At 67.3% G+C, this 21,295-nt stretch carries 19 protein-coding genes; 5 read left to right on the top strand and 14 right to left on the bottom strand.

Annotation, left to right across the window (positions count from 1 at the left end):
- Window positions 1-203 precede the first annotated feature (203 nt).
- The 7 genes from LCM32_RS14250 to LCM32_RS14280 form a co-directional block, all read right to left on the bottom strand.
- The gene (locus LCM32_RS14250) at window positions 204-1,949 is read right to left on the bottom strand and encodes a sugar phosphorylase (protein ID WP_224821748.1); all 1,746 of its coding nucleotides are present in this window, start codon (window positions 1,947-1,949) and stop codon (window positions 204-206) included.
- Between the two features lie 307 nt (window positions 1,950-2,256).
- Window positions 2,257-2,679, bottom strand: coding sequence for a nucleoside-diphosphate kinase (gene ndk, locus LCM32_RS14255; RefSeq protein WP_224821749.1), 423 nt, complete (start codon window positions 2,677-2,679; stop codon window positions 2,257-2,259).
- 552 nt (window positions 2,680-3,231) lie between these two features.
- Window positions 3,232-3,810 (bottom strand): sarcosine oxidase subunit gamma, encoded by a 579-nt coding sequence (locus LCM32_RS14260; RefSeq protein ID WP_224821750.1) that lies wholly within the window; start codon window positions 3,808-3,810, stop codon window positions 3,232-3,234.
- Window positions 3,803-6,814, bottom strand: coding sequence for a sarcosine oxidase subunit alpha family protein (locus LCM32_RS14265; RefSeq protein WP_224821751.1), 3,012 nt, complete (start codon window positions 6,812-6,814; stop codon window positions 3,803-3,805). Before LCM32_RS14265 ends, LCM32_RS14260 begins: the two co-directional genes overlap by 8 nt.
- Window positions 6,815-6,871: 57 nt before the next feature.
- Window positions 6,872-7,201, bottom strand: a complete 330-nt coding sequence (locus LCM32_RS14270; protein ID WP_224821752.1) for a sarcosine oxidase subunit delta — start codon at window positions 7,199-7,201, stop codon at window positions 6,872-6,874.
- Between the two features lie 108 nt (window positions 7,202-7,309).
- Window positions 7,310-7,468 carry a hypothetical protein gene (locus LCM32_RS14275; protein WP_224821753.1) on the bottom strand — a complete coding sequence of 53 codons (159 nt, stop codon included), beginning with the start codon at window positions 7,466-7,468 and terminating at the stop codon, window positions 7,310-7,312.
- A 195-nt stretch (window positions 7,469-7,663) separates the two neighbouring features.
- Window positions 7,664-7,969, bottom strand: a complete 306-nt coding sequence (locus LCM32_RS14280; RefSeq protein ID WP_224821754.1) for a hypothetical protein — start codon at window positions 7,967-7,969, stop codon at window positions 7,664-7,666.
- A gap of 272 nt (window positions 7,970-8,241) precedes the next feature.
- Between LCM32_RS14280 and LCM32_RS14285 the strand changes: the two genes are divergently transcribed.
- Entirely contained in the window at window positions 8,242-8,715 is a 474-nt protein-coding gene (locus LCM32_RS14285; RefSeq protein ID WP_224821755.1) for a hypothetical protein, read from the top strand.
- 29 nt (window positions 8,716-8,744) lie between these two features.
- Here the strand turns inward: LCM32_RS14285 and LCM32_RS14290 are convergent, their stop codons facing one another.
- Window positions 8,745-9,992, bottom strand: coding sequence for a sarcosine oxidase subunit beta family protein (locus LCM32_RS14290; protein ID WP_224821756.1), 1,248 nt, complete (start codon window positions 9,990-9,992; stop codon window positions 8,745-8,747).
- Between the two features lie 271 nt (window positions 9,993-10,263).
- Here LCM32_RS14290 and ccmI point away from each other — a divergent pair, with 271 nt between their 5' ends.
- Genes ccmI through LCM32_RS14305 form a run of 3 tightly spaced genes read left to right on the top strand, consistent with a single transcriptional unit; the run spans window position 10,264 to window position 12,196 of the window.
- Window positions 10,264-11,484 carry a c-type cytochrome biogenesis protein CcmI gene (gene ccmI / locus LCM32_RS14295; protein ID WP_224821757.1) on the top strand — a complete coding sequence of 407 codons (1,221 nt, stop codon included), beginning with the start codon at window positions 10,264-10,266 and terminating at the stop codon, window positions 11,482-11,484.
- On the top strand, window positions 11,481-11,966 hold the full coding sequence (ruvX, locus tag LCM32_RS14300) for a Holliday junction resolvase RuvX (protein WP_224821758.1): 486 nt from the start codon (window positions 11,481-11,483) through the stop codon (window positions 11,964-11,966). The genes ccmI and ruvX overlap by 4 nt, the downstream gene beginning before the upstream one ends.
- Window positions 11,963-12,196, top strand: coding sequence for a DUF1289 domain-containing protein (locus tag LCM32_RS14305; protein ID WP_224821759.1), 234 nt, complete (start codon window positions 11,963-11,965; stop codon window positions 12,194-12,196). Before ruvX ends, LCM32_RS14305 begins: the two co-directional genes overlap by 4 nt.
- Window positions 12,197-12,348: 152 nt before the next feature.
- On the opposite strand, the gene LCM32_RS14310 is transcribed toward LCM32_RS14305, so the two are convergent.
- Window positions 12,349-12,924, bottom strand: a complete 576-nt coding sequence (locus LCM32_RS14310) for a hypothetical protein (RefSeq protein WP_224821760.1) — start codon at window positions 12,922-12,924, stop codon at window positions 12,349-12,351.
- Window positions 12,925-13,142: 218 nt separating this feature from the next.
- Complete coding sequence (locus LCM32_RS14315; protein ID WP_224821761.1) at window positions 13,143-13,967, bottom strand: sulfite exporter TauE/SafE family protein; 825 nt, start codon at window positions 13,965-13,967, stop codon at window positions 13,143-13,145.
- Between the two features lie 222 nt (window positions 13,968-14,189).
- On the opposite strand from LCM32_RS14315, the gene LCM32_RS14320 reads away from it, so the two are divergent.
- The gene (locus LCM32_RS14320) at window positions 14,190-15,365 is read left to right on the top strand and encodes a multidrug effflux MFS transporter (protein WP_224821762.1); all 1,176 of its coding nucleotides are present in this window, start codon (window positions 14,190-14,192) and stop codon (window positions 15,363-15,365) included.
- A gap of 38 nt (window positions 15,366-15,403) precedes the next feature.
- Here LCM32_RS14320 and dusA read toward each other — a convergent pair whose 3' ends face one another.
- From dusA to LCM32_RS14340, 4 genes are all read right to left on the bottom strand, one after another.
- Window positions 15,404-16,408 (bottom strand): tRNA dihydrouridine(20/20a) synthase DusA, encoded by a 1,005-nt coding sequence (gene dusA / locus LCM32_RS14325; protein WP_224821763.1) that lies wholly within the window; start codon window positions 16,406-16,408, stop codon window positions 15,404-15,406.
- Between the two features lie 353 nt (window positions 16,409-16,761).
- Complete coding sequence (gene ggt, locus LCM32_RS14330) at window positions 16,762-18,354, bottom strand: gamma-glutamyltransferase (protein WP_224821764.1); 1,593 nt, start codon at window positions 18,352-18,354, stop codon at window positions 16,762-16,764.
- 10 nt (window positions 18,355-18,364) lie between these two features.
- Window positions 18,365-19,765 carry a dihydroorotase gene (locus LCM32_RS14335; protein ID WP_224821765.1) on the bottom strand — a complete coding sequence of 467 codons (1,401 nt, stop codon included), beginning with the start codon at window positions 19,763-19,765 and terminating at the stop codon, window positions 18,365-18,367.
- Window positions 19,766-19,782: 17 nt separating this feature from the next.
- Complete coding sequence (locus LCM32_RS14340; RefSeq protein WP_224821766.1) at window positions 19,783-21,294, bottom strand: M81 family metallopeptidase; 1,512 nt, start codon at window positions 21,292-21,294, stop codon at window positions 19,783-19,785.
- Window position 21,295: the final 1 nt, after the last annotated feature.

Below are 21,295 nucleotides of genomic sequence, written 5' to 3' on the forward strand. Positions count from 1 at the left end.
GGGGGCCGATGGCCCCCAAAATTCTTCGAAGAATTTTGAGAAGAATTTTCGAAAATTCTTCTCGCCTCCGGGGAGAGAACCCGCAGCCCCAAGGGCCGCACCCCGCTCCCGGCCTTGCCCGTTTTCTTCGAAGAAAACGGACCGGAAAATGCGCATTTTCCGGCCAGTCTTCTCAGGTCAGCGCGCCAGGTGACGCGCCCGGATCACCCGCGGTTGGTGATCCAGCGGCACTGGTAGGGTGCGAAGGGAATGGGCCCGCCGGTGGGGTCGATTTCCTCGTCGCTCAGGATGTCGACCCAGGATTCCCCGTCGATCAGGTTGATGCTGCTGGGTTCCAGCTCCAGCGCCTCGTCCGAGACGTTGTGCAGGGCAAAGATCGACTGGTCGCGGTCGATCGACTGGCGCCAGAGGCCGAAGATCCGGTCATCCAGCTGCAGCGTGAACTGGGTCGCATTCGGGTGGAACCCGCGCTGACGGCGGCGGATCGCGATCCGCCGCTTCATCTCGGTCAGCACCCGGGCCTGGGTGCTCTCGGGGTCTTCCAGCAGCGCCTGCAGCCGCTCGTAGTCCCAGCGGTGCCGGTTGATCGCGCGGTTGTGGCCGGTCTTCTCGACGCCCTCGATGTCATTGGGCGTGCCAAGCAGAGAGTGGATGTAGAAGGCCGGGATCCCCTCCAGCGCCATGACCAGCGTCTGGGAGGCGAGGAAGCGCTCGAACTGGTGCCCGTCCTCGCCCTTGAAGGTGCCCTTCATGGCCTCGAACCAGGTGATGTTCAGCTCGTAGGGGCTCTCGCCGCCACCGGGCAGCGCCCGCATCGAGACCCGCCCGCCGTTGTCGCGCACGGTCTGGATCACCTGCTCCTGCTCCTCGGGCTTCAGGATGCCCTCGGCCGGGCGCATCCCGATCCCGTCGTGGGAGGCGGTGAAGTTCAGGTAGGCACAGCCCATCTGCGCCGGCGGCATCGAGCCCTGCCAGCGGATCAGCTTCTTCGCCGTGCCTGACATCATCGCATGCAGCACCAAGGGCGGCAGCGAGAAGTTGTAGACGGCATGGGCCTCGTTGCGGTTGCCGAAGTAGCTCAGGTTTTCCTGGTTCGGCACGTTGGTCTCGGTCAGCAGGATCAGCGGCTCGACCGCGAAATCCGCAAGGTGGCGCATCAGGCGCACGATGGCATGGGTCTGCGGCAGGTGGATCGACTTGGTGCCAATCTCCTTCCAGATGAAGGCCACCGCATCCAGCCGCACGATCCGCACGCCGTTCTGCATGTGCAGGCGCATGACGCGCAGGAATTCCAGCAGCACTTCCGGGTTCCGGAAGTCGAGGTCGACCTGATCGTGGCTGAAGGTGCACCAGACGTGGCGCGTGCCCATGGCGGTCTCGACCTCGCGCAGTAGCGGATGGGTGCGCGGACGGACGACCATCGACAAGTCATCCTCGGGCGAGGCTTCGAAGAAGAACTTGTCGTAGGGCGGATGGCCCTGCCGGTAGGCGTTGAACCAGTTCGACTGCGATGAGACGTGGTTCAGCACGAGGTCCGACATCAGCAGGAACTCGGTCCCGATGCGCTTGATGTCGCTCCATTCCCCCAGCACCGGGTTCACCGCCCGGTAATCGGTGACCGAGAAGCCATCGTCCGAGGTGAAGGGGAAGAACGGCAGGATATGCACGCCGTTGATCACGCCCGCCAGATGGGCGTGCAGGAAATCGCGTAGCAGATCCAGCGGCTTGTGCTGACCGTCGACGATGGAATTGCCGTAGGTGATGACGAGCGCGTCGCGTTCCGACCACTGGCGGTTGCCGGGCACCCGGCCCCGCTTGCGCATGGTCGTGCCCTCCGGCCAGAAGGCCTCCACGATCTTCTCGGCCAGCTCCCCGGTGTTCTCGTCGGGGTAGATCTGGCCCAGCAGGGCCGCGAGCTTGGCGTCGAAAGTGGAGGTGAGGTCTGCCATGTCTCTGGCGCTCCGTTGTTTTTTACTGAGTCTCAAAAGTCCCGGGGGGTTGCAAGGCTTTCCCATGGACGGGTCTGCAACTCAAGGCGACAGCGGACAAAACGGTCATTGCAGCGCCGCAAAGGCAGGGAGCCGCGCATCGCGCGCAAAAATCAGGAGCAGGGAAACCAGACAGGACAGCCGAAAGGGCCGGAAGCTCAAATCGGGCCGGACCCGGCGCAAAAGCGCCGGAGACGGCAGCTCCGGGCGAAGAATGGGCCCGGGGTGGTCCGGCGCGGGCTGCGCGCCGGACCTGTCAGGCAAAGCCTTAGCCGACCAGTTCGAGGCCGGAGAAGAAGTAGGCGATCTCGACAGCCGCGGTTTCCGGTGCGTCGGAGCCGTGGACCGAGTTCTCGCCAACCGATTCAGCGAATTCGGCGCGGATGGTGCCGGCGGCTGCGTCGGCGGGGTTGGTTGCGCCCATGACTTCGCGGTTCTTCGCGATGGCGCCTTCGCCTTCCAGCACCTGCACGACGACCGGGCCGGAGGCCATGAACTCGCACAGTTCACCGTAGAAGGGACGCTCGGCGTGCACTTCGTAGAACTTGCCGGCTTGGGCTTCGGTCAGCTGGATGCGCTTCTGGGCGACGATGCGCAGGCCAGCGTCTTCGAACTTGGCGTTGATCTTGCCGGTCAGGTTGCGCTTGGTTGCATCGGGTTTGATGATCGAGAGGGTGCGTTCGGTGGCCATGGTCTGCCTCTTGTCCATAGATGAGAGGGCGGGCCCTTTGCCCACCCCTGAAATAGCGTGGCCCGCGTAGCATGGCCCGCCGCGTTTGAAAAGCCCGCCAGAGGGGGGAGTTGGGGTATCGGCAGACATGGAGCAAGTGTTCCCGGGCTCGGGTCTGAAGAGGCGCTGACGCATCCGCCTCACTGTCCCTCCACGGCCGCCAAGCCGCGCATCGACGGCGCGCGCGGGGGCGATCCAGACTTCTCTGGCTTCCACTTTATGGCCGCCAAGCTCGTCCCGCCCTCTCAAGGGACCACCCAGCCTCACCAAATCGCCGCCGCGTGGGGGCGCGCCGGCGATGCGCGGCGGCCTGCGGCCTTGTCCCGCGCTGTCGAGAGACAGGACCGGTGATGGAATATGTGCCCCTGCCCGCCTCTCTGTGGCCAAAGCCCTTCACCGCATGTTGCCGGTCTTCCCGGGGCGCCAAACCAATCCTCTAGGCCAAACGAAAACGGGCGGCCCGTGAGCCGCCCGCTTCCTGCATCAATCAGCCCCCATCAGGGGCCAAAACCCTTAGAACACCGGCTGCGCCGTGGTCTCGCCGCAGGCATCCGCCAGCAGGTCGAAGACATAGCGCGCCACCGAGCGGAAGCAGACCAGCTCGAAGACGCCCTCCTCGACCATGATGAAGGCGGCGGCCACCTGCCCCACGCGGGTGCGGCGCAGGTCTCCGGGCCCGAACTGGCCGGGCGCAATGTCCACCGGCGCCAGCCGCGCCAGCACTTCACGCGCGGCCACACCGGGCGCGGAGAGCCGGAACAGCGCCCGCGCATCGCTCACGTCGGCGGCGAGATGGTGCACGCCCGCCAGCTTCTCGGCCAGCGTCTCGAGTGCACCGGCCACGCTGCCCGCGGGCAGCATGAGCATCAACTCGTCCGGGGTCATCCAGAGCACCGCATTGCCGCCCGAGAAGGAGGCCTTGCGCTGCGCCGGAACCGTGCAGCCGGTGACCGCCTCGACCGCCGCCGCGAAGGTGGCGTCCGAGAGGGTGCCGCGCAGGGTGATCATGCCGCGCGGGCCGATCTCCTGCACCGTGGCGATGCCGTCGAATTTCGCGCCCTGCAGGGGCGTCACGGATTTCGCGTCAGACATTCTGCTTGTCCCCGTCCTTGTCGAAGAAGACCTGATCCACGATCTTCGCCTTGATGAAGCCGCCCTTGCCGTCGGCGAAGTCCAGCACCTCGCCCATCCGGTCGGGCCCGTGCAGCACGAGGCCCATCGCGATGCCCCGGCCCAGCGTGGGCGAATGATAGGTCGAGGTCACACGGCCCTGCGTGTTGCGCTGACCGTTGGCATTGTCGCCCTCGGCCACCGCGAGGGCGCCCTCCGGCAGGACCGAGCCATCGACGGTTTCCAGACCCACCAGCGACCAGCGGTTCGGATTGTCCATGAAGCTGCGCGCCTGAGCCCGCTTGCCGATGTAATCCTCTTTCTTCTTCGAGATCGCCCAGTGCAGCCCCAGATCCTGCGGGATCACGGTGCCGTCGGTCTCGTCGCCGATCATGATGAAGCCCTTCTCGGCCCGCAGCACGTGCAGCGCCTCGGTGCCATAGGGGGTGATCCCGAACTCCTGACCGGCGTCCCAGATCGCTTCCCAGAGCGCGAGGCCCTTGGAGGCCGGCACGGCGATCTCGTAGCTGAGCTCGCCCGAGAAGGAGATCCGGAAGGCCCGCACGGCGATCCCGCCGAGGGTGAGGTCCTTCATGGTCATGAAGGGGAAGTCCTCGCCCGAGACGCCCTGCCCGCCCAGCTTCTCCAGAAGCTTGCGCGCCTTGGGGCCGACCACGGCGATCTGCGCGTATTGCTCGGTCACGTTGGCGGTGTAGACCTTCCAGTCCCACCACTCGGTCTGAAGCCACTCTTCCATGTGGGCGTGGATATGCTCCGCCCCGCCGGTGGTGGTGTGGCAGAGGAAGGTGTCCTCATCCAGCCGCACGACCACGCCGTCGTCCATGAGGAAGCCGTTCTCGTTGCACATCAGGCCATAGCGGCAGCGCCCCGGTTTCAGCGTCGACATCATGTTGGTGTAGAGCATGTCCATGAAACGGCCCGCGTCGGGGCCCTTCACGAGGATCTTGCCCAGCGTCGAAGCATCCAGCAGGCCGAGGCTGGCGCGGGTGGCCTTCACCTCGCGGTCCACGGCCGCGTGACGGCTCTCGCCCGCTTTCGGGAAGCAGAAGGGCCGCCGCCACTGGCCGACCGGCTCCCAGTCCGCGCCGTGGCTGTCGAGCCACTCGTGGATCGGGGTCCGGCGCAGGGGCTGGAAGACGTCGCCGCGGGCAGCCCCCGCGATCGCCCCGAAGGAGATCGGCGTATAGGGCGGCCGGAAGGTGGTGGTGCCCACCTGCGGGATCGGTGCGTTCAGCGCCTGCGACAGCACCGCCAGACCGTTGATGTTGGAGAGTTTCCCCTGATCCGTGGCCATGCCGAGCGTGGTGTAACGCTTGGTGTGCTCGACGCTCTCGTAGCCCTCGCGGGCCGCCAGTTGCACGTCCGACACCTTCACGTCGTTCTGGAAGTCGAGCCAGGCTTTCGCGCGCAGCTTGTACTCGGCGCCCTGCGGCATCATCCAGACCGGCTCCAGCGCGCTCTCGGCGGCGATATCAACCGGAAGCACATCGCCTGCAGCGGCGGTGAAGCCCGCGCCGGTCACGGCCTGAGCGCCCACCTCGACCGCATCGGCCAGAACCTCGGCCAGACCCATCGGGCCCGAAGCGCTGCCCGCGGTCAGCACATAGCCCTGCCCGTCGGCCCCCAGCGGCGGACGCGCGGGATCGGGGCGGAACATGGCCGTGGCATCGTCCCAGAGCAGCTTGCCACCGCAGTGCGACCAGAGGTGCACCACGGGCGACCAGCCGCCCGACATGGCGATGGCGTCGCAGGGGATCGTCTCCAGCACGGCGCCTTCGCCGGCCTGCGCGCAAATCGCGGCACCGGTGACGCGCTTGCCGCCCTCGACCTTGGCGATGCCCATCCCCTTGCGCACGGAGATGCCCGCGGCCTCGGCCTCGGCGGCCAGAACACCGCCGCCGTTGGGACGGGCGTCGATGATCGCGGGCACCGTCAAGCCGGCGGCCTTCACCGCAAGCGCGGTCCGATAGGCGTCGTCGTTGTTGGTCACCACGACCACCCGGTCACCGGGCGAAACGGCATAGTTCACCACGTAGTCACGCAGCGCCGAGGCCAGCATCACGCCGGGCACGTCGTTGCCCGCGAAGGCCAGCGGCCGCTCGATGGCGCCGGTGGCCGTCACGATCCGCGCGGCGCGGATGCGCCACAGGCGGTGACGGGGGCCGATGTTGCGCGGCGCGTGATCGGTCAGACGCTCGTAGCCAAGCGCATAGCCGTGATCGTAGACGCCGGAGCCCATGCAGCGCAGGCGCATGGTCACGTTGGGCAGCGCCTCCAGCTTCGAGACGAGCGCGTCGATATGGGCCTGCGCCGCGACGCCGCCGATCGTGCCGCCGTCCACCGGCGTGCGCCCGCCCCAATGGGAGGTCTGTTCCATCAGGATGACCCGGGCCCCTGCCTCACCGGCGGCCAGTGCCGCCGTCAGGCCCGCGATCCCGCCACCGATGACCAGCACGTCGCAGAAGGCATAGAAATGCTCGTAGCGATCCTCGTCGAGGTCCTTTGGCGCCGCGCCGAGGCCCGCCGAGTGACGGATGATCGGCTCGTAGAGGTGTTTCCAGAACGGCCGGGGCGCGATGAAGGTCTTGTAGTAGAAGCCCGCGGGCAGGAAACGCGAGAGCGAATTGTTCACCACGCCCACGTCGAAATCGAGGCTCGGCCAGTGGTTCTGGCTGCGCGCCTTGAGCCCGTCGAAGAGCTCGGTCGTGGTGGCGCGCTGGTTCGGTTCGAAGGTCGCGCCTTCGCCGAGGCCGACCAGCGCATTGGGCTCTTCCGCGCCCGAGGCGACGGGGCCGCGCGGGCGGTGATACTTGAAGCTCCGCCCCATCAGCAGCTGGTCGTTCGCCAGCAGCGCCGAGGCAAGCGTGTCGCCCTCGTAGCCGCGGAAGGACGCGCCGTTGAAGGAGAAGGAATACGCGGCGCCGCGGTTCAGCAGGCGGCCGCCGGTGGCCAGTCTGGTGCTCATGCCGGGGTCCCCTTTGTGGTCTTGGTGTTCAGGTGAAGGGCCATCAGGTCTGCTGCCTCAGGAAAAGTCGCGCCAGGACCAGCCCGGACGTTTCTGGCGAATGATGTCCAGCAGCGCCTCGGGGGGCTGATGGGTCTGCGCGGGATAGGTGCCGAAAACCTCGAGCGTCGCGGTGCAGCGGGCGGCGTGGAACCACTTGCCGCAGCCATAGACATGGCGCCAGCGTTCGAAGTGCACGCCCTTCGGGTTCACCCGGTTGAACATGTAATCCTCGAAATCCGCGTCAGAGGAGCCGGGCCCGTAGCGCTTGAGATGCGCCTCGCCACCGGCGTGGAACTCGGTTTCCTCGGCAGTGACGCCGCAATGGGGACATGTGAGGATCAGCATGGGCGATCTCCGGTCTTGAGAGAGGTCTGGGAAGGGATGTGCGGACGCAAAAAGGGGCCGACGCACGCGGCGCCGGCCCTTAAGGTCAGGTAAGGGACAGGGAAAAGATCAGTTGCCGTTTGGCAGGTCGATCTGGATTTCAGGCTCATCCGCGCCGGGGACGTCCCCGCCGGAGAATATGAACCAGACAAGGCCCGCAACGACGACGACAAGCGCGCCGACGATGAAACCGAGCGTGGTGTTGGAGCCGTTACCAGATTGTGCCATTCGTAAACCTCCGTCTTCCCAGGCAGTAAAGGGAGAACGCGAGGGTCACGGGCAAAGTTCCCGGAAAGGTTCAGTTTTTTCATGTCCGCGCGGAAAGGCAGACGTGCTTCGGGGCCCCGGACCATCGGTCGGGACCCCGTGACGATTGCAGCAATCGTAAGGCGCGCGCGCAGGCGCAGCCCGGTGGTCAGGTGATCAGTTGCCCGAGGCGCCAGCGGCCGCGGTTGCGCCATCGCTGCCGGTTGCCCCGGCTGCGGCTTCGGCGCCGTCCGAGCCGCTTTCGGCTGCGGCTGCGCCATCGGTGCTGCCGGCAGAGCTGTCCGCGGTTGCGTTGATCTCGATCTTGTCGCCGGTAGGCGCTGCGCGTTCGCCGCCCATCGAGCCGCCGCCAAAGAGGACGTAGGCGATGATGCCGACAGCGACGACAAGGCCGCCGACGATGAAGGCAATGACGGCGCCGCCGCCGGAACGCTGCTCGGTCGTGTTGTGGTACTCGGCCATGAAGTGGGGCCCTCCGGTGTGGTTAGCTTCGACACCGAAACGTGATCCTCCCCGCCCCGGTTCCCCGTGCAGCCCTGATCGAGGCCCCGACGCAGCGAAACTCCGCCGATCCGGGAACCTTTCGCATAAGTTGCGCGTTCTGCCAAAGAAACAGGCAAACCGCGAGCGGAGCAACAGTTTTTGCGGCCCGCGTTAACAACTCTACAACATTTTGTGGCATCATGATCGGCAGAGACACGCACATAATCGGGCACTGGCAGGGAGAGCATGCCATGACGACCGAAACGACCACCGATACGACCCACGACCGGACGATCAGCTTCACGACCGCCCCGCCACGGGAGCGGCGCGTGACCTTCCGGGTCTACTCCTCGCTGCGGGACCTGCCACAGGCCCCCGGCCTCTACGTTCTTCTGGCCCGACTGCCCGGCCGCGCTGATGAGGCGCGGCCTTTGTATTTCGGGCTGGCCCCCAACGGGCTCGACCGCGATGTTCCGCGAAGCGAGATCTTCCATACGGCAATGCGCAACGGGTTGACCCAGTTCGCCGCCGTGGCGATGCCGGGCCTCGCCCTCAGCGATCACGACGCCATGCTGGACCTGGCCCGCACGCTGGGGCGCGACAACCACGCCTCGCTCAACGCGGCCCGGGAGGCGCTCAGAAACATCGACGCCGTCCAGCGCGCCCGCAGCACCGCGCGCGCAGCGCGGTCCGACGGCGACGACGGTCCGATCGCGGCGGAGTGACCGCCGCTGGCTGAGCGCCGCATCGTGCATCAGTGCGCGACCCCTGCGGCCACGCTTTCGTCGATGAACCGGCCCTGACGGAACCGGTCGAGGCCGAATTCGGCCGCCAGCGGCCCGGGGGTGCCCTTGGCCATCATGTCGGCCATCGCCCAGCCGGAGCCCGGGATCGCCTTGAAGCCGCCGGTGCCCCAGCCGCAGTTGATGTAGGTGTTTCCCAGCGGCGTCTGCGAGATGATCGGCGAGCGGTCGCCGGTCATGTCCACGATCCCGCCCCACTGGCGCAGCATCTTGAGTCGCGAGATGACCGGGAAGGTCTCGATCAGGGCGCGCACCGTCTCCTCGATATGCTGGAAGGAGCCGCGCTGCGTGTAGTTGTTGAACTGGTCCGCGCCGCCGCCGATCACCATCTCGCCCTTGTCGGATTGCGACATGTAGCCGTGCACCGTGTTCGCCATGACGACGATGTCCATGCAGGGCTTGATCGGTTCGGAGACGAGCGCCTGAAGCGCCACGGATTCCACCGGCAGACGGAAGCCTGCCATCTCGGCCAGCACGCCCGAGTGACCGGCCACCACGATGCCGAGGCGGGAACAGCCGATGTCGCCCTTCGTCGTCTCGACGCCGGTGACCTTGCCGTTTTCCTGCCGGATGCCGGTGACTTCGCACTGCTGGATGATGTCCATGCCCATGTCGGAGCAGGCCCTTGCATAGCCCCAGGCCACGGCATCGTGCCGGGCGGTGCCGCCACGGGGCTGCCACTGGCCACCCAGAACCGGGTAGCGCGGCCCGTCGAGGCGGATGATCGGGCAGATCTCCTTGACCTTCTCGGGGCCGACGAATTCCGTCTCCACGCCCTGCAGCGAGTTGGCGATGGCCGTGCGCTTGTAGCCGCGGACCTCGTGTTCGGTCTGGGCCAGCATCAGCACGCCGCGCGGGCTGAACATGACGTTGTAGTTCAGGTCCTGGCTGAGGCCCTCGTAGAGGCTGCGCGCCTTCTCGTAGATCGCGGCCGAACTGTCCTGCAGGTAGTTCGAGCGGATGATCGTCGTGTTCCGCCCGGTGTTGCCCCCGCCGAGCCAGCCCTTTTCGATGATCGCGACATTCTTGATGCCGTGGTTGCGGCCCAGGTAGTAGGCCGTCGCCAGACCGTGACCGCCGGCGCCGATGATGATCGTGTCATAGGACTTCTTCGGCGTGGGCGAGCGCCAGGCGCGCTCCCAACCGGTGTGGTGACGGGCCGCTTCGCGGGCGATGGCAAAGGCAGAATATCGTTTCATCGGCAGAGGGACCTTTCTTGCGGGCGATTCCCCGGTCCGGGGCCGCATTGGCAAACTGGCGTTTTCGGCAAGCATACCCCCGCCGCAAACCGTCACAATATGCTGCACTTGCGACACGTGTCGCAAACGGGACGCTGTCCGCGCATTTTCCGCATGGCGGAGCGGGACGGGCCGCGCTGCTTCACGAAGCCGCAAGAGGCCGGTTTATGCCTTTTGCCGCGCGGGCCTGTCGGCTACACCGGGCGCCGAAGCTGCGCGGAGACGAGTGTTTATGCTGTTCTGGATCCTGATCGGTGTCATGGCCCTTGCCGTGGCGGTCGTGCTGGGCCTTGCCCTCCTGCGCCGTCCCGCGACGCAGGATCAGGATGCGGCGGACTATGACATCCGCGTCTACCGTGACCAGCTGGCCGAAATCGAACGCGACGCCGCCCGGGGCGTGATCCCCGCCGAGGAGGCCGAACGGATCCGCAACGAGGTCTCGCGCCGCCTGCTTTCGGCGGATGCCAAGCGCGGCACCTCCGGTGGGGCCGCTACGCTGCCCCGCGGGGTGATGCTGATCGCGGTCGCGCTGACCATCGGCGGCGCCGTGGCGCTCTACTGGCGGATCGGCGCACCGGGCTATGGCGACCTGCCGCTGGCGGGCCGGATCGAGACCGCGCGCGAACTGCGCGAGAGCCGCCCGGATCAGGCCACCGCCGAGGCCTCGATGCCTGCGGCACCTGCCACCGATGCCCCGGCGGAGTACAAGGACCTGATGGCCCGCCTGCGCGAGGCCGTGGCCCAGCGTCCCGGAGATGAGCAGGGTCTGCGCCTGCTGGCCCGCAACGAAGGCGCGCTCGGGAACTTCAAGGCCGCCTATACCGCGCAGGAGAAACTGCTGGGCGTCCTCGGCGCGCAGGCCACCGCGGTGGATTACGCTGATTACGCCGACATGCTGGTGCTGGCCGCCGGAGGCTATGTCTCGCCCGAGGCGGAGCGCGCGGTGCGCGCCGCCCTCGCCCGCGATGCCAAGAACGGCGCCGCGCAATATTACCTCGGCCTGATGATGCGCCAGACCGGCCGGCCCGATCTGGCCTTCCGGATCTGGGACGGGCTGCTGCGCCAGAGCGGCCCACAGGACGCATGGGTGCCGCCGATCCGCGCGCAGATCATGGAGGTTGCGCAGCTTGCGGGCCGCGACGACTACCAGCCGCCCCTGCCCGCTGCCAACCTGCCCGGCCCCTCCGAGGATGACATCGCCGCCGCGGGCGAACTTGACGACGAGGGTCGCCAGGCGATGATCCAGGGCATGGTCTCGGGTCTGGCCGAACGGCTGGCCAACCAGGGCGGCAGCGCCGACGAATGGGCCCGCCTGATCCGCGCCTATGGCGTCCTTGGCGATGCGGACCGTGCGCGCGCGATCCGCGACGAGGCGCTTGGCGTCTTCACCACGGATCCGGCGGGGCTGAAACTCATTCAGCAAGCCGGACAGGATGCGGGGCTCGACGGATGATCCACGACGAGATTGAAAGCTTCATCGCCGCCCTGCCCCCGATGCAGGCGCTCGCCGGGCTCGACCTTGGCGACAAGACCATCGGCGTGGCGGTCTCCGACACCTTCCTGTCGGTCGCGACCCCGCTCGAGACGGTGCGGCGCAAGAAGTTCGGCGTCGATGCCGCGCAGCTGCAGCGGATCATCGCGGAGCGCCGGATCGGGGGCCTCGTGCTCGGCCTTCCGCGCAACATGGACGGCACCGAGGGCCCGCGTTGTCAGTCGACCCGGGCCTTTGCGCGCAACTTCAACCGGTTGGAGGGGATGGCGGACCTGCCGATCACCTTCTGGGACGAGCGCCTCTCGACCGTCGCGGCAGAACGCGCGCTGCTGGAGGCCGACACCTCCCGCCGCCGCCGGGCCGAGGTGATCGACCACGTGGCGGCCTCCTACATCCTTCAGGGCGCCCTTGACCGGATCCGCAACATCAAGGCCGGTGCATGACGGACGAGATCTGGAAGCGCGACGAGGTAGACAGCCCCTGCGTGAAGATCTGCGTCATCCACCCGGAAGAGAAGCTCTGCATCGGCTGCCTGCGCACGCTGGACGAAATCGCGGGCTGGAGCGCCATGACGCGGGACCAGCGCTGCGAGATCATGCTGGGCCTCGCCGCGCGCAAGCCCCGGCTGGCCAAGCGACGCGGTGGGCGCAGCCGGACCCACGGCGCGGACTGACCGCGCGGATTGTGGGGGCCGGTTCGGCGGGTCACACGACGCGCCAGACCGAAGCCCGTTTGCCTGCTCCTCATGAACCCTCAGCTCAAGGCACATGAAAACGGGCCCCGCGGGGCCCGTCCGTGTCTGCACGAGAGGTCACGCGGCTACGCTCAGGCGGCGGCGTCGACGTCCATCTCGTTGAAGGGAACCAGTTCGATATGACGCAGGGACACCCGTCCCAGCCCCTCGGGCACGATCGCGACGATCGCCCCGTTCAGCAGCACGCGCACGTCGCCCAGCCGGTCGGGGTCTTCCTGAAACTCGATCCGGGCCGCGCCATCCTCGGGGTCGTAGCCGACAACGATGCGGTCTTCCTCGGGGTTGAAATCCTCGATCACCGCGGCGGAGAGGTAGGAGGGATCGGGCACTGGCTGCATGACGGTCTCGGTGGCATAGCCTTCAGCCGCCAGCGTCTCGCTCACGCGGCGTTCGATGTCATCGACCGCGCTCTCCTCGACGCATTCCTCGAAGGGCCGCACCGCGGTGCCGTGGCCCAGAGGCTCCGCCCGCTTGCGTCCCAGCTTGCGCGCGATGTCGAGGCCGAAGATCCCGAGACCGCCTTCGGTCTCCTCGCCGCGCGTCTTCTTGCGGCGCCGTCCGCCATTGCGTGCGGCCTCCGCCTCGAGGTTCGAGGTGAAGACGATGCCGATGGTGGCCAGCCCGACGATGACAAGAAGCTCGATCATGAGACATCTCCCGATATTGCCTGCACAGAAGAGCCTGCGAATGTGGCTGCCCCGGGGCAGACGTCGGGAGATTGCGGGGAATTTCGCCAGCCGGATTGTGGCCAACTGCGAAACCAATTGTCTCCGAAAATGAAAACGCGCCCTGCCGGGATCAGGCAGGGCGCGAGGCATGTCGTCTATCCCTTTGCGGAGACAGCGTTTTCAGCGGGCGTTGTGGATCAGCCCATCAGCGCCTTGCGCAGCATGTTCAGCGCGACCAGCAGCAGGAAGATGGCAAAAATGCGGCGCAGCAGCTTGGGGTCCGTGGCGTGCGCCAGCTTGGCCCCCAGCGGGGCGGTGAGCGTCGTCATGCAGATCACGATCAGGAAGGCGGGCAGGTTCACGGCCCCGACGGTATAGGGCGGCGTCGCTTGCGGATCGATCGGCAGCAGCATGAAGCCGAGCACCGAGGGCACGGCAATCGTCAGGCCGAAGCCCGCCGCCGTGGCCACCGCGCGGTGGATCGGTCGGCCGTAGAGCGTCATCAGCGGCACCCCGAAGGAGCCCCCGCCGATGCCCATCAGGGTCGAGAGGAAGCCGATCATCGGCGACAGAACGATCCGCCGGATCCCGCCGGGCATCTCTTCCCCCAACCGCCAGTGCTGGCGCCCCAGCAGCAGGTAGAGGCCGATGACCAGCCCGATGCAGCCGAAGAGCAGCTGCAGCTCGCGCGAGCGCAGCGCCGAGGCCACCAGCACCCCGATCAGCGCCCCCACGACGATGCCGGGGGCCCAGCGTTTCAGGATGTCCCAGTCCACCGCGCCCTTCTTGTTGTGCGAGGCGAGCGACCGCATGGAGGTGACGATGATCGTCGCCAGCGAGGTGCCGAGGCAGACCTGCATCAGCTGCTCGTTGCCATAGCCGAGCGCGGTGAAGGCATAGAAGAAGCCCGGCACCAGCACGATCCCGCCACCGACACCCAGAAGCCCGGCCAGCACCCCGGCAAAGGCCCCGATCCCGATCAGGAGAAACAGCATTTCGATCAGCAACCCGGTGTCCGGCATCGTCTTTTCCTTGAACAGTGTACAATGGCCCCTAACCATGTTGCGGGGCGCGGCACAAGGGCCGCGACGCGCCGGGCGGGCGCAAAGCTGCCTTGCGGAAATGGCCTGCCCCTTTGTGCGCCGATGCGCCTTTCGCGGCGGGGCGGCCCGGGGTAGAAGCCGGGCAAAGGCACCCTGCCCGCTCCCCCTTCCTTGACGTCCTTTCAGCCGCACAGGTTTCTCATGTTCCGTTTTGCCCTCATCCTGGGCCTGCTCTCCATGGTGGGCCCCTTTGCCATCGACATGTACCTGCCCGCGCTGCCCAATATCGCCGCCGAGTTCGGCGCGACCGAGGCCGCCACGCAGATCACCCTCACCGCCTATTTCCTCGCCTTCGGCGTGGCGCAGCTGGTCTATGGCCCGATGGCCGATGCCGCCGGACGCCGCCTGCCGATCGTGATCGGGCTGGTGATCTTCGGGCTGGGATCGGCTGGCGCGGCCTTTGCGGACAGCGTGGCGCAGCTGGCGCTGTGGCGGGCCGTTCAGGGGCTTGGCGGGGCCGCCGTCATGGTGGTGCCGCGCGCCATCGTGCGCGACCGCTACACCGGCAATGACGCCACCCGGCTGATGGCCATGGTCATGCTGGTGATCTCGATCTCGCCCATGCTGGCGCCGCTGGCGGGCTCCACCGTCATGGCCTTTGGCGGCTGGCGCGAGATCTTTGGCCTGCTCTGCGCCGTAGCCTGCCTGTCGCTGGCGCTGACGCTCTTCGTCCTGCCCGAGACGCTGGCGCCCGAGGACCGCGAACCGATGAAGGCCGGGGCCATGCTGCGCGCGGCCCGCGTGCTGGTCACCGACCGGGTCTTCATGGGGATGACGCTGGTGGGCGGCTTCGGCATGGCCAGCTTCTTCGTCTTCATCTCCTCGGCCAGCTTCGTCTACGTGGACCAGTTCGGCCTCTCCGCGACGCAGTTCTCACTGGCCTTCGCCCTCAACGCGATCGGCTTCTTCACCGCCTCGCAGTTCGCGGCCCCTCTGGGCCGGCGGATCGGGATCACCCGGGTGATCCTCGTGGGTGTCTCGGGCTTCGCGGCGCTGACCGTGCTGCTTTTCGCGTTGCTGGCCGCGGGCTTTGGCTCGCTGCCGCTGATCCTCGCCGGGCTCTTCCTCGCCAACAGCTTCCTTGGCGTGGTGATGCCCACGACGATGGTGGTCTCGCTCGACGATCACGGCGATATCGCGGGCATGGCGGCATCGCTCGGCGGGACGCTGCAGATGCTGGTGGGCGGGCTGACCATCGTGGTGGCGGGCACCTTCTTCGACGGCACCGCGACACCGATGGTGGGTGCCATCGCCCTTTGCGGATCGCTGGCCTTCGTGTTGGCGCAGCTGACGCCGCGCCGCGAAGTCACCGTCTGAACAGGGCGCGGCGGTTCAGGCCGCCGCGCGACACTGGCTCAGGCCGCCTCGGGCCGGACGGAGGCGAGCGCCTCTTGCACCAGCTCGGGCCCCGCGCCGGGCCGGTGCGCCCCTTCCGAGAGCACGCGGCGCCAGACCCGCGCGCCGGGCCGCCCGGCAAAGAGCCCCAGCATGTGCCGGGTAACCTGCGCCAGCTTGCCGCCCGCCGCCAGATGCGCCTCGATATAGGGGAGCATGGCAAGCACCGCCGCGATCGGATCGCTGTCCGGGCCGGTCGCGCCATAAAGGCGCCGGTCCGCGGCGCAGAGGATATCCGCCGGCTGGTGATAGGCCGCCCGCCCGATCATCACCCCGTCAAGCCCCTGCGCCAGCAACTCTTCTGCCAGGTCGAGGCTGTCGATGCCGCCGTTGATCGAGATGTGCAGCTCCGGGAAGGCCTGTTTCATCCGCACCACCAGCGGATAGTCGAGCGGCGGGATGTCCCGGTTTTCCTTGGGGCTGAGGCCCTGCAGCCAGGCCTTGCGCGCGTGGATCGTGATCCGCCGCACCCCGGCCGCCGCGACCTTCTCGATGAAATCAGGCAGCACGGCCTCCGGCTCCTGATCGTCGACGCCGAGGCGGCATTTCACCGTCACTTCGGTCTCGACGGCCGCGATCATCGCCGCGACGCAGTCGGCCACCAGCTCGGGCTGTTTCATCAGCACCGCGCCGAAGGTGCCGGACTGGACCCGGTCCGAGGGGCAGCCGCAGTTCAGGTTGATCTCGTCATAGCCCGCATCGGCACCAAGTTTCGCCGCCTGCGCCAGTTCCGCCGGATCCGAGCCGCCGAGTTGCAGCGCCACGGGATGTTCCTCGACCGAATGGTCGAGCAGATGCACGGCCCCGCCCCGGACGAGCGCAGGGGCGGTCACCATCTCGGTATAAAGCAGCGTCTCACGGCTCAGCAGCCGGTGAAGGTACCGGCAATGGCGGTCCGTCCAGTCCATCATGGGGGCGACGGAGAGGCGGGCGGCGCGGTCGAGCTCTGCAGTCCGATGGGGCATGGGGCGTCCGGGTGATGGCGTTTCGGGGACCGCCCGGCGCGACGAATGCCGGGGCGATCCTGCGGTCGCAGGTCCGGACGGCAGGCAGCATCGGGGGCGCGCGGTATGTAACAGCCCCGGCGCGGGGTTTCAATCGCGCCGTGCCGGGCCTCTCGCCAGCCGGTAAGCAGGGAGGCGGAGACGGTGACTGCCCGGGGTCGCTGGCCTGGCGCCCCCGGGCAGTCCTGTGCCGGCGTCATCGGCTTCCCACGAAACCGGGCCGACGAAACGCGGTCCATCCCCTGAATCCCGCGTCTCAAAAGTGCGGCGGCGCCTTGGGGCAAACCCGCCGCACGTCATCAGCTGCGCAGGGCTCAGTAGCCCATGGCACAGCCGTCCTTGCGCGGCTCGGAGCCGCCGATGAGCAGCCCGCGCTCGTGGTCGATCCAGATCGCCTGGCCGCCGCCCACCGGGAACTGCGACTTCACGTCGTGGCCGCGGGCGCGCAGGCCTTCCCAGATCTCGGGCTTGAACGTGTCTTCCAGCAGCATCTCGCCGTTGTAGGCAAAGCTGCGCGGGGCCGCGATCGCCTCCTGCGGGTCGAGCCCGAGGTCGAGGATGTTGCTGATCAGCGCGGCATGGCCCACCGGCTGGTATTGGCCACCCATCACGCCGAAGGGCATGATCATCTTGTCGCCCTGCCCCAGCATCCCGGGAATGATCGTGTGCATCGGACGCTTGCGCGGCGCGATGGCATTGGGATGGCCTTCGATCAACCGGAAGGAGGAGCCGCGGTTCTGCAGCACCACGCCCGACTTGGGCGCCGTGATGCCCGAGCCGAAGCCCGAGAAGAGCGAATTGATGAAGGAGAGCGCATTGCGATCCTTGTCCACCACGGTCATGTAGGTGGTGTCACGGTGCACGAAGCGGTCCGGCTCGCCCTGCGGGGCGGCGCGGGTCATGTCGATCTTGGAGCGGATGAAGTCCGCCTCCTCCTTCGACAGCAGCCGTTCCACCGGGACGGGGCCGAAATCGGGATCCCCGATCAGCGCGTCGCGGCGGGCATAGGCATGTTTCGCGGCCTCGGCGAGGATATGCACGCGGTCGAGTTCGGACAGCGACGCATAGTCATAGCCTTCCAGCACGTTCAGGATCACCTGCGCGGTGACGCCCTGCCCGTTCGGCGGGATCTCATAGACCTGATGACCGCGGTAGGTGGTGCTGATCGGCTCGACGTAGCTTGGCTCGGAGGCTTCGAAATCCTCCAGCGTGTGCAGACCGCCCACCGATTTCAGCTTGGCGACGATGTCCTCGGCGACCCAGCCCTTGTAGAAGCCGTCACGGCCTTTCGACGCGATCTCGCGCAGGGTCTTGGCCAGCTCGGGCAGCTTCACCCGGTCGCCGACCTTGGGGGCCTTGCCGTCGAAGAGATAGCGCGCGGTGCTGTCCGCATCGCGCGAGAGTTTCGAGACGCATTCGACCCAGTCGCGCGCCACGCGGGGCTGGACGATATAGCCCTCTTCCGCCGCCTTGATGGCGGGGGCGAGGATCTGCGCCATGTCGAGCTTGCCGTGATCCGCGTGGATCCGGCACCAGCCGTCCACCGCGCCCGGCACGGTGACGGCATGGGCGGTGGGCACCTCGATTTCCGAGATGCCCGCTTCCTTGTACCACTCCAGCGTCGCAGCCGCGGGCGCCCGGCCCGAGGAATTCAGCCCGATCGGCTTGCCCACGCCCCCCTTGGAGAGGATCATGAAGCAATCGCCGCCGAGGCCGGTCATCGCCGGTTCCACCACGCAGAGCGTGGAGATCGCCGCGATGCCCGCGTCCACGGCATTGCCGCCCGCGCGCAGAATGTCGAGTGCGGCCTGCGTGGCCACCGGGTGCGACGTCGCCGCCACCCCGTTCTCGGCATAGATGGCGGAGCGTCCGCCGGTGTAATCCTGTCGGTTGTTCAACTGGTGCATCTTTTCCTCCTCAGCCGCGTGCCGGCAGCCAGGTTCCCGGCTCCAGCACGAGGGCTTCCATGCCGGCGGCCTTCACCGCGGCAACGCCCTCGGACGTGGTAATGAACCGCGACGGCATCGGGAAGACCACACCGTTCTCCATGATGCGCTTGCCGTTGGAATAGGCCAGAACCGGCTCCAGCTTCTCCATGTCCAGCACGGTGACGTCGGCATCGGCGCCCACGGCAAGGTGACCCTTGTCGCGCAGGCCCAGCATGACGGCCGGGGTCCAGCTCGACTTCATGACGAATTCGCTGATCGTCAGCGCCGTCATCCGCACCAGCGGCAGGCCGCGCTGCACGATGTCGTTGCGGGGGATGCCGCCGCCGTCGGTGGCAAGGCAGTCGATGAAGAAGGAGCCGTCCTTCTTCTTCTTGGTGACGAGGTGCATCCGGGGCTCGGGCGGGTTCACCATGAAGGAGCAACCGGTCTGCATCTCGACCGATTTCCAGAAGTCATAGCCTTCCTGCCCGGTGGCCAGCACGATCTCGCCGTCCACGACGGCGTGGATGTGGGTCCAGCCGCCGAGGATCGACTCTTCCATGCCCGCCTGCGTCGGCTCGAAGCCGCCAAGGGCCACGCCGCGCTTGGTGGCGTTCGATTCCGGCACGCCGTTGGAGCAGAGCGCCGAGGTGCCGTTGAAGGGGGCAAGGTAGCTTTCCGACCAGATGTGCGGATGCTCGGCCAGCTTGTCCATGACCTCCTCGCCGCCCATCACGCCCTCGTTCCGGCAGTAGGAGTTCACGTGCGGCATGTGCAGCGGACGGCCCTCGGCCAGCTCGCAGGCCTCGGCCATGGTGGCGGGCGCGGGCGGCGGGGTTTCCAGCGTGCCGGCGTGGAAGGCGACATAGGCGCCGGTGTCGGCGCAGACCTTCATCACCCGGGCCGAGGCGTCCTTGGTCAGCGGGAAGTGCCCGCCGAGGATCTTGAGGCCGATGGCCCCTGCCCGCTGGCTCTTGGCCAGAACGTCCTTCAGCTCGTCCTCCAGCGGGTTCGCCGTGTCGACGGTGTGGCCCGGACGGACGTAGTTGATCGAGGCGATGTTCAGGCCCGCCCCGTGGGAGCCCGCCAGTTCCACCACGCCCTCGATCGGGCCGGCCATGTCCAGTGCCGTGGTGACACCGGCCTTGGCCATCATCTTGTGGCCTTCCTTGCCACCGACCCAGCGGGAGATGTGGACGTGGGTGTCGATGATGCCGGGCATCACCACCTTGCCGGTCAGGTCGTGCTCGCGCTCGGCGCTGCCCTCGATGGTTTCGGCAACCATGACGACCTTGCCGCCGCTGATCGCAATGTCACGCTGCGCCTCGATCCCGTTCTTGGGATCCACGAGCGTGCCGTTGCGCAACAGCACATCGAATTTCTCAGCCATTTCAGAATGTCCTTTGGTTATTTGACGCCCGGGGTCCAGACCGTTTCCGGATCGAGAGGCACGACCGGGCGTGGGAGATGCTTGAAGTCGAGGCGCGAGAAATTCGCGCTGACAAGGCCCGGCACATCGACCTCGAAGGTCTGCTCGGGCGGGAAGAATTCGTCGAAACCGGCGCGGAAGTGGCCGCGGCTCTTGACCACGACGCAATGCAGCTTGGCGATATCGATGCCGTGCATTTCCAGCATACGCGGTTCCAGAAGCTGACGGCGCAGAGAGCCCACAACCACCAGCAGGCCGCTGTCGGTCAGGCGCAGCAGGCCCGCGTCGCCGAGGTCGAACTTGCGCCCCGCCAGCGTGCCCCGGCGGCCGATGTCGTTGCCGTCGGTCAGGCAGAGGATTTCGGCTTCGGCCTCGAAGGTGTCGGAGTAGAGCCCCGGTTCACGGTTGAAGACCGCCTTGAACGTGGTGCCGACGCCCTTCTCGTGCATCTCGGCGGCAAGCGCCGGATCGACCAGCACGCCGAAGGCGCAATCGGGCACCTTGGCCTCGTGGAAGGCGCGCAGCACGTAGGTGGTGTTGCCGCGTCCGCCGCCACCGGGGTTGTCGGCGACATCAGCAAAGATGACCGGCTTTTCGGAGGAGAGCGCCAGCGAAACGGCGTCCTCCAGCTCCATCATGTTGGTGACATAGGAGCCGCGGTCATCCCAAAGCTCCTGCGCCAGATCGGTGCAGACCTGATCGGCGAGCGCCTGATCGCCCCATGTGGTGACGTTGACCGTCATGCCGCATTTCGACAGGTCGCTTTGGGCAAAGCCGCCGGTGATCGAGACATTGGCGATGTCGTCGCGCTGCATCACCTCTTCGGCGCGGCGGATCATGCGGGCATAGGGCCCGCGCGCGGTCAGCAGCGTGACCGAGGGCGGCACGAGCGGCAGGCGGATGAAGGCATTCGCAACCTTCTGGCCGCCCAGCATGGCGCGCAGCACATCGGCGCTTTCGGACGCGATCTGGCGCATGTCCACATGCGGGTTGGTCCGGTAGGCCAGCAGCGCATCCGCGGCGTCGGTCAGTTTTTCGGAAATATTGCAGTGCAGGTCGTGGCTGACCACGATCGGAATATCGGGGCCAACGATCTCGCGGGCGAGCGCGACGAGCGTGCCGTCGCTGTCTTCCAGCCCGTCGACGGCCGAGGCGCCGTGGCTGGCGACATAGATCGCATCCACCGGCAGGGCCGCGCGCAGCATCTCTTCCATCCGGTCCTTGATCCGGGCGAAGAGCGGCGCTTCGATGGGGCCGCCCGGAGGGGCGGCCACCATGATGAGGGGGACCGGTTCCCAGTCGCCGGTCTCATCCATGCGTTCGTAGAAGCCCGGGAGTTCGGACGGCAGCTTGCTGACCTCCCGCGCCCCCTTTGTGATTTCCTCGCCTTCTGCCCAGCAAAGGGCGCGGAAATCCTCCTCCACCGTCGGCGGTGCAAAGGCGTTTGCCTCAAGGTGCAGGCCGAAGATGGCGATACGGGGCGCGGGCATG

The organism is Pseudooceanicola nanhaiensis (assembly GCF_020171315.1).
GTDB lineage: Bacteria > Pseudomonadota > Alphaproteobacteria > Rhodobacterales > Rhodobacteraceae > Pseudooceanicola > Pseudooceanicola nanhaiensis_A.